The organism is Microbacterium umsixpiens (assembly GCF_053543675.1).
Map to the genome: position 1 here is coordinate 2,836 of NZ_JBLVOH010000178.1, position 7,126 is coordinate 9,961.

Genomic DNA, 7,126 nt, shown 5'->3' on the forward strand with positions numbered 1-7,126 from the left:
CCGCCGCCGCGCGTGCCGCAGGCAGAGATCCCGAAGAGCTCACCAGGATCGTGGTGACGAAGTTCCACCCGGCATCGCTCGTGCGCGACCTGCATGCGATCGGTGTGCGCGAGGTCGGCGAGAACCGACAGCAGGAGCTGTCGGCCAAGCAGGCTGAGCTCGCCGCCCTCGACCTGTCCTGGCACTTCATCGGCCAGGGGCAGACGAACAAGGCGGCGGCTATCCGTCGCAGCGCCGACGTGGTGCACTCGGTCGACCGCGACCGGTTCGCCGATGCCCTGCACAGAGCAGCCGACGGCGACGATGTGCTCGACGTGCTCGTGCAGGTCAACCTGACGGATGATCCGGGTAGAGGAGGCGTGGCCCCCGCCGATGCGGTCGGTCTCGCCGAGCATGTGCTCGCCCTGCCTTCGCTGCGTCTGCGCGGCGTGATGGCTGTCGCTCCTCTCGATGAGGAGCCTGCTGCCGCATTCGCTCGGCTGCGCGACGTCTCCGACGTCGTCCGAGCCACCGCCCCTGACGCGACTTGGATCTCGGCCGGGATGACCGGAGACTTCGCCGAGGCGATCGCCGCCGGCGCGACACACCTGCGGATCGGCTCCGCAATCACCGGACCCCGGCCCGACCGGGGTTAACCTGTGAAAAGACCAGCCCCAAACGTTCGAACCGGAGGACACGATGGGTAACCCGCTGAAGAAGACCATGGTGTATCTCGGCCTCGCCGACGAGGAAGAGGTCTACGAGGAAGAGGCGCAGGCGCCTGCCCGCGCTCACCGCGAACGCGACCGTGACCGTGACCGCGAGGAGCCGGCACCGGCCCCCGTCACGCCGTTGCGCCGCCCTGTCGCCGTCCGCCAGCCGTCTGCAGGAGCCGTGAACGAGATCCTCACCGTCCACCCGAAGCAGTACCGCGACGCACAGCTGATCGCCGAGAGCTTCCGTGAGGGCGTCCCCGTCATCATCAACCTCTCCCAGATGAGCGATGCCGACGCGCGTCGCCTCATCGACTTCGCGAGCGGGCTCTCCCTCGGTCTGTACGGCCGTATCGAGCGCGTCACTTCGAAGGTGTTCCTGCTCTCGCCGGAGAACATCGCGGTTTCGGGCCACGGGGGCATCGCACACGCAGACGCTGAGTCTGCGGGCTTCGACCAGTCGTAGCCCGTGGAGCTGGTCTCCGTCGCAGCGAGCATCGTCCACCTGGTGCTGCTGCTGTACATCTTCGTGCTCTTCGCGCGCCTCATCCTGGACTACATCCCGATGTTCAATCGGGAATGGCGTCCGAAGGGTTTCGGTCTGGTCGCCGCTGAGGCCGTCTACACGGTCACCGATCCACCCATCCGGTTCTTCCGGAGGCTCATCCCACCGCTGCGGATCGGCTCGCTGTCACTCGACTTCGGGTTCACACTCACCCTGTTGGTGGTGCTGATCCTGATGAACATCGTGCGGCTTTTCATCCGCTGAACTCCGCCCGCTCCGTGTGTCAGGCACGCCCCGAGTTCGTGTTCTCTGGGTGTCGCGACATCGCGGCGCTGAGGCGCGGGGGCTATGCTGGCACCCAGGTGCGCGCCCCGGGTTCGCGCCACATCACGACCACGCCATACATCGATACTGGCATTCGAACTCATCGAAAGAGGAGCCACTCATGGCACTTACCCCGGATGACGTCGTCACCAAGCAGTTCCAGCACGTCCGATTCAAGGACGGCTTCGACCCGGACGAGGTGGACGACTTCCTCGACGAGATCGTCATCGAGTGGCGCAAGGCTCTCGAGGAGAACGTCGAGCTGAAGGCCAAGCTGGCCGCGTACGAGTCCGGTGCTGCCCCCGAGGCCGCCGCGCCCGCCGCTGCACCCGTCGCGACCGAGGCCCCCGCGCCCGTCGCCGAGGTTGCTGCCGAGCCCGCACCGACCGGCTCCGCCACCGCGACTGCCGGCATCATCGAGCTCGCGCAGCGTCTGCACGACGAGCACGTGGCCGAGGGTGAGGCGAAGCGCAACGCGCTCATCGCCGAGGCCGAGACCGAGGTGGCCCGCATCCGCACCGAGGCCGAGGCGAAGCAGCGCGAAGAGTCGGCACGCCTGGAGCGTGAGCGCAACACGCTCGAAGCCCGCATCACCGAACTCCGCAACTTCGAGCGCGACTACCGCTCGCAGCTGCGCGGCTACATCGAGGGCCAGCTCCGCGAGCTCGACGAGAAGTCGGCATCGACGGACTCCACGCCCGTCTCCGCGATCGGTCTGTAAGGCGCCCCTTGTCAGGACGCCCGCCCCTTCGTCGGTCGGCGGCCGGTGCGATCGTTGCGATTCTCGCAGCGCTCGTGCTGGCCGCCGATCAGTTTGTGAAGTACCTCACGATCGAGAACCTGCCCCTGCATGAGCCGGTTCCGGTTCTCGGTGAGTTCCTTCAGCTGTACTACGTCCGCAATCCCGGCGCGGCATTCTCGCTCGGGTCCGAGGTGACGTGGATCTTCACGATCGCCCTCGCGGTGGTGGCCTCGATCATCATCTGGAAGGCGTTCGGGATAAAGTCCCGACTGTGGGCCGTCGTTCTCGGGTGCCTGCTCGGTGGTGTGCTGGGCAACCTCACGGACCGGCTGCTTCGTGAGCCCGGTTTCCCCGTGGGGCACGTCGTCGACATGATCTCGATGCCGTGGATGATGCCCGCGATCTTCAACGTGGCAGACGTCTTCATCGTGACCGGAATGATCTCGGTCGCCCTTCTCGTCGTGTTCGGGCTCCGATTCGACGGCACGCGCGAGCGCGACCACGCTGTCGTCGAGACCGAGGAAGAAGCCGAAGCGGCTGCTGTGGCCGCCATGGTCGCGACCGAGACGGATGCCGAGTCGGCCGATGCGGACGACGCGGCGGCGGACACCGTCGGCGCGGATCGCTCGAGCGACGACGATGCGCCCTCGGAGGATGCGGCTCCCGCATCCGAAGGACGCTGACCGTGGAGTCGCGGTCTCTGCCGGTGCCCGACGGCTTGGACGGCACTCGCGTCGACGCAGCTCTGGCGAAGCTCATGGGCTTCTCCCGCACCTTCGCCGCCGACGTCGCCGCCGCAGGCGGTGTGCGGTTGGACGGCGTGACACTCGACAAGTCCGACCGCCTCCGCGGCGGCGGCTGGCTCGATGTCGAGTGGCAGCCGAAGGAAGCACCGAAGATCATTCCGATCGCGGTGCCCGAGCTCGGCATCGTGTACGACGACGACGACATCGTCGTCGTCGACAAGCCCACCGGCGTCGCGGCGCATCCGTCGGTCGGTTGGGAGGGGCCGACCGTGGTCGGCGCTCTTGCCGCCGCGGGATTCCGCGTCGCCACGAGTGGCGCTCCCGAGCGCCAGGGAGTCGTGCATCGGCTCGATGTCGGCACCAGCGGCCTGATGGTCGTCGCGAAATCCGAACACGCCTACACGGTGCTGAAGCAGGCGTTCAAGGATCGAACGGTCGAGAAGATCTATCACGCCGTGGTGCAAGGGCACCCCGACCCGCTCGCAGGGACGATCGACGCGCCGATCGGGCGCCACCCGAACCACTCCTGGAAGTTTGCCGTCGTTCCCGACGGCAAGCCCTCGGTCACCCACTACGAGACGCTCGAGGCGTTCCCCGGTGCTTCGCTCCTCGAGATCCATCTCGAGACGGGGCGCACCCACCAGATCCGTGTGCACATGGCCGCCCACCGGCATCCGTGCGTCGGCGATCCACTGTACGGAGCCGACCCGCCCATGTCGGGCCGCCTCGGGCTCACGCGACAGTGGCTTCATGCGCATCAGCTGGCGTTCGCGCACCCGGCGACCGGGGATTGGGTGCAGTTCGAGTCGCCGTACCCCGAGGACTTCCGGCACGCGCTGGACGTGCTCCGCGGCGAATAGCCCGCGCTTCATCGACGCGATGTCTGCGTCGTGCGCCACACTGATCGCATGGGCATCGAGGTTCGACCAGCAACGGAGTTCGACGATGTCACGACGCTCGTCGGCCCGAAGAAGCCGACGTCCAACGTGTGCTTCTGCCTGAGCTATCGCATCGGCAGCAAGGAGAATGTGGCGCTGCGCGGGTCGCAGCGCGCTGATCGCGTGCGCGAGCTGTGCCATCAGGATCCGCCACCTGGGGTCATCGCCTACCTCGATGACGAGCCGGTCGGCTGGGCGGCGCTGCATCCGCGGCGCGACACGAGCTTCGCACGCAATCGGCTGATCCCGCACGTCGACGAACTCGATGTGTGGTCACTGTGGTGCTTCCGCGTAAGGCCAGGGCATCGGAAGCAAGGGATCACGCACGCGCTGATCGACGGTGCCGTGGCCTACGCGAGGGACTGCGGCGCGCCGGCGATCGAGGGGTATCCCGTCGACAACGGCGGGGAGAAGGTCAACCTGACGATGGCGTACGTCGGCACGCGCGCGCTCTTCGAGAGTGCAGGCTTCGTGAAGGCAGCCGACACGGGCTCCGTCCTCGACGGGTTCCCGCGGGTGCTGATGCGGCTCGATCTGGGCACCTCACGAAAGGCGTAGAAGAAAGCGTGAACCGTTTTCGGGAATCGTCCCAATACTCAGTGTGAGCACGGACAGCGAGATCATCCAGCGGTCGCTCGAAGAGCCCGGAGTCTTCTCCGAGATCTTCGAGCGGAACGTCCGACCCGTCGGTGGCTACATCCGGCGACGGGTAGGGGCGGACGCCGTCGACGACGTCCTGAGTGAGACGTTCCTCGTCGCCTTCCGGCGGCGCGCGTCCTTCGACCTCGGGACGGAGTCGGCGCGGCCCTGGCTGCTCGGCATCGCGACCAGGGTGGTGAAGAGCCATCGGGCTGCGGAAGCGCGGCAGTGGCGGGCGTTCGAAGCCTCGGCATCAGCGGAGGAGGTCGCCGTGGAAACTCCGCAGGCCGCCTCCGAGTCGCGGATCGATGCCGATGCCGCTCTGCGGGCGCTGGCCCCGCGGATCGCGGCCCTCGCGGCGAAGGATCGCGACACCTTGCTGCTGCATGCGTGGGGCGACCTCACGTATGAGCAGATCGCCGCTGCGCTGGGCGTGCCGATCGGAACCGTTCGGTCCCGGCTGAATCGCGTTCGCCGAAAGCTCGCGCCGCCGGGCTCGCACGGAGCAGCCCGACTGACATGGATGGCGAAGGAGGAGAGCGATGCAGCTTATGGAACAAGTTCGTGAGATCGGGATCGATGAGTCCCGTGTGGATGAAGACACCGTTCTCGCTGCGCGACGGGCGCTGACGCGAGAGATGGCGCGGAGTGCGCGTCCGGAGCGAGCGCGGCCGTCGCGACGACGCACGTGGACCGGGATCGGTCTCGGTGGTCTCGTGGCCGGAGTAGCCGTGACCGCGATCGTGGCCGGCTCTGTCATCGCGCCACCGGACGCACCCGACGCGGCCGCAGCCGAAGTGCTGGAGCGTGCGTCAGCGGTGACGTTCGATGCGCAGGACACGACACTCGTCCCCGGGCAGTACCTGCGGATCGAGACCGTCGGTGAGTACCTCCATTTCTGGAAGGCCGAATGGGCCGATGACGATGACGAGAACACGTTCGCGTTCAACGTCTCGCGAGACGGTGGCGACGCCGCCGTGCTGGAGCGGGACACGCGCGTGCTCTACGTCCCGGCCGACCGGGCTGGTGACTGGTTCTACGACTGGGGCTCCTCCGAGGTCGTGGACTCCTTCGGACCCCGTGGCGCGGAGGCGGCGCGGGAGTGGTCATCCTCGCCCGGCTCCGCGATTCGTGGACGCGGCACGATCGAGACGCTCCCGGCGGGCGAGTATCTCGCCGTGGGAGGCGACGAACCGCCGATGCCGTACCTGGCGGACCGGTACCGGCCGTATTACGACGATATGCCGAGGGATCCTCAGACGCTGCTCGACTGGCTCCGCGCGCAGTCGGGGATGACGGGGGAGGAGGGGGACCGCTGGCTCGTGGCGAGTCTCAGCGACCCGTCGGCGATCAACCTGATGCCTGCCGACCTGCGCTCGGCGTTCTTCCTCGCGATCGCGCTGATCCCCGGATTCGAGGTGGTGGCGGAGGATGGTTCGACGGCGACGCTGCAGTACGTCGTTCCCGGCCACCGGACGACGAAGATCGCGATCGATACCGAGCAGGGCCTCGTCGACTCGATCTCGGAGAACTACGGAAGCGGAGGACCTGCGGGCGACACGGTCGACTCCACCACCACGGTGCGCACCTCCGTCGTGGACTCCGCGCCCCAGGGCTAGCGACCCGGCAGAGAGCCCCGACACCGACCTCCGGTTTCGGGGCTCCGCCGTAGACTCGGCGGGACGCCCAAGATAATTTCGAACCGTTTGCCGACTCAGGGGCAATACATAGTGTGAGCACAGATAGCGAGATCATTCAGCGGTCGCTCGGGCAACCCCGAGCCTTCGCTGAACTGTTCGATCGGCACGCGGGATCGGTGGGTCGATATGCCGCTCGCCGCCTCGGTCCCGATGCCGGTGAGGACATCCTCAGCGAGACATTCCTGGTCGCTTTCGCGCGACGGAGATCTTTCGATGCGGCGTGGGACTCCGCGCTGCCGTGGTTGTTCGGCATCGCCTCGCGGTTGATCAAGAAGCACCGAGTTCGGGAGGCGAAGCACCACCGATCGAGCGTGGAGTCCGCACACCGCGAGGAACACGTGTCGCACGGCGACCTCGAGGGGACGATCGCTCGCCTCGACGCCGAGATCTCCACCCGAGAGCTGGCGCCCCGCATCGCCGCGCTGTCAGCGAAGGAACGGGACACGCTGCTGCTCTACGCCTGGGGAGACCTGACGTATGAGGAGGTCGCCGTCGCCCTCGGCGTACCTGTGGGCACCGTCCGCTCGCGAATGAATCGAATACGAACTCGACTCGATCCGACCAGAGGGAGCCGCCGAGAACGAGTTGTGAGCGAGAAGGAAGGAGAGGTCGATGGACGTTTTCGAACGCGTGCGTGAGGTGAACACGAGCGCGAGCCTCACGGACGACCGTGTAGCCGCGGCTCGTGCACGCCTCCTGAGTGGGATCGACGAAAGCCGGGAGCGGAATCGCCGACGTCTCTCGCATCGAACCCTGTTGATCGCCGGCGCCGTGGCGACCACAGCCGCGGTGGCCACAGCCGTGGTGGTCTTCACGCAGGAGACAGCGCCGCCGCCTCGC

General features: G+C 67.3%; 11 protein-coding genes. All 11 read left to right on the forward strand.

Going from position 1 to position 7,126, the window contains the following annotated elements:
* On the forward strand, positions 1-635 hold a 635-nt coding region (locus ACNPM4_RS16945), incomplete at its 5' end, for a YggS family pyridoxal phosphate-dependent enzyme (RefSeq protein WP_448986461.1).
* Between the two features lie 43 nt (positions 636-678).
* A complete protein-coding gene (locus ACNPM4_RS16950; RefSeq protein ID WP_400858316.1) occupies positions 679-1,158 on the forward strand; it encodes a cell division protein SepF in 480 nt (159 codons plus the stop codon).
* A gap of 3 nt (positions 1,159-1,161) precedes the next feature.
* Positions 1,162-1,461 carry a YggT family protein gene (locus ACNPM4_RS16955; protein WP_029261567.1) on the forward strand — a complete coding sequence of 100 codons (300 nt, stop codon included), beginning with the start codon at positions 1,162-1,164 and terminating at the stop codon, positions 1,459-1,461.
* 181 nt (positions 1,462-1,642) lie between these two features.
* Positions 1,643-2,242: a DivIVA domain-containing protein gene (locus tag ACNPM4_RS16960; protein ID WP_105710187.1), complete on the forward strand. Its 600-nt coding sequence runs from the start codon at positions 1,643-1,645 to the stop codon at positions 2,240-2,242.
* Positions 2,243-2,316: 74 nt separating this feature from the next.
* Complete coding sequence (gene lspA, locus ACNPM4_RS16965) at positions 2,317-2,946, forward strand: signal peptidase II (RefSeq protein ID WP_448986468.1); 630 nt, start codon at positions 2,317-2,319, stop codon at positions 2,944-2,946.
* A gap of 2 nt (positions 2,947-2,948) precedes the next feature.
* Positions 2,949-3,869: an RluA family pseudouridine synthase gene (locus ACNPM4_RS16970; protein WP_448986462.1), complete on the forward strand. Its 921-nt coding sequence runs from the start codon at positions 2,949-2,951 to the stop codon at positions 3,867-3,869.
* A gap of 48 nt (positions 3,870-3,917) precedes the next feature.
* Positions 3,918-4,505, forward strand: coding sequence for a GNAT family N-acetyltransferase (locus tag ACNPM4_RS16975; protein WP_448986463.1), 588 nt, complete (start codon positions 3,918-3,920; stop codon positions 4,503-4,505).
* A gap of 43 nt (positions 4,506-4,548) precedes the next feature.
* Positions 4,549-5,154 (forward strand): RNA polymerase sigma factor, encoded by a 606-nt coding sequence (locus ACNPM4_RS16980; protein ID WP_448986464.1) that lies wholly within the window; start codon positions 4,549-4,551, stop codon positions 5,152-5,154.
* A gap of 22 nt (positions 5,155-5,176) precedes the next feature.
* Positions 5,177-6,205: a hypothetical protein gene (locus ACNPM4_RS16985; protein WP_448986465.1), complete on the forward strand. Its 1,029-nt coding sequence runs from the start codon at positions 5,177-5,179 to the stop codon at positions 6,203-6,205.
* Positions 6,206-6,318: 113 nt separating this feature from the next.
* Positions 6,319-6,924 (forward strand): RNA polymerase sigma factor, encoded by a 606-nt coding sequence (locus ACNPM4_RS16990; protein ID WP_036303274.1) that lies wholly within the window; start codon positions 6,319-6,321, stop codon positions 6,922-6,924.
* The coding region (locus ACNPM4_RS16995) for a hypothetical protein (protein ID WP_448986466.1) at positions 6,899-7,126 on the forward strand (228 nt) is incomplete at its 3' end. The genes ACNPM4_RS16990 and ACNPM4_RS16995, both read left to right, overlap by 26 nt.

Coding starts and splice junctions, on each gene's coding strand:
- ACNPM4_RS16950 (WP_400858316.1), top strand. CDS start 679: ATGGGTAACCCGCTGAAGAAGACCATGGTGTATCTCGGCCTCGCCGAC.
- ACNPM4_RS16960 (WP_105710187.1), top strand. CDS start 1,643: ATGGCACTTACCCCGGATGACGTCGTCACCAAGCAGTTCCAGCACGTC.
- ACNPM4_RS16975 (WP_448986463.1), top strand. CDS start 3,918: ATGGGCATCGAGGTTCGACCAGCAACGGAGTTCGACGATGTCACGACG.